The organism is Psychrobacter sp. 1U2, assembly GCF_051847575.1.
In genome coordinates, this window is the sequence record NZ_JBPYDC010000755.1 from 1 (window position 1) to 851 (window position 851).

At 41.6% G+C, this 851-nt stretch carries 1 protein-coding gene; it reads right to left on the reverse strand.

Translation table 11 applies throughout. The features are described from left to right. The coding region (locus ACS8FD_RS18545) for a CBS domain-containing protein (protein WP_439276925.1) at positions 1 to 618 on the reverse strand (618 nt) is incomplete at its 3' end. Between the last annotated feature and the right edge of the window lie 233 nt (positions 619 to 851).

The following is an 851-nucleotide window of genomic DNA, read 5'->3' on the forward strand; positions in this document are numbered from 1 at the left end:
ATTATTAATGTCGCTATCTTCATCGAAATCATCGTGCTCATCGACGATGTCACCGACGATTTCTTCTAACAAGTCCTCCATCGTGACTACGCCTGCAAAATTTCCAAACTCATCGACCACAATCGCCATGTGTACTTGAGTGCGCTGTAATGAGCGCAGTAACGTATCAGAGCGCGCAGTTTCACTAATATAGAGAGGTTGACGTACCAAGTCTTTTAGACGTTTGCTGTCGATTTTATCTTCTTGATCGCGCACCATATGAACAAGAATAGGAATCAAATCTTTGGCAAGTAAAATACCAATAACGGCATCATCGTCTTGACTGTCAAAAACAGGATAGCGTGAATGCGTGGTATCAAGGATAATGTCCATCACATCAGCAAGGTTGTTGCTTTCGTGCAAGCCAATCACTTGCGGACGCGGTGTCATAATTTCACGTACTTGTGTGGCTGGCAAGTCCAGTACACCTTCGAGCATATCAACTGTGTCTGGCTCTAAGAACTGACGGGAGTCTTGTACCAAACGAATCAATTCATCACGGGTTTCAGGGGCGGTCGATAGCCAGCGTTTTAAGCCGCGCATCGACCAACTACTCGGGCTTGGAGCGTCGTCAGACATGGCGATATGAGTTAACCTCTTTAGTTTAGTATAATTAATATATTAATAGATTGCGTCGTGAAGAGTAAAATAAACAAGCCTAGGTATCATTAATTACAAGTATCGTTAGTCACAAATATCACTAATAATAGGTAACATTGATCATTAAGGATAAATAGACCAGTCTAAATTAGCTTCACTTTATCGCAAGCCAATCAGACATTCAACGACAAATTTATCCAAATTGTATTGTC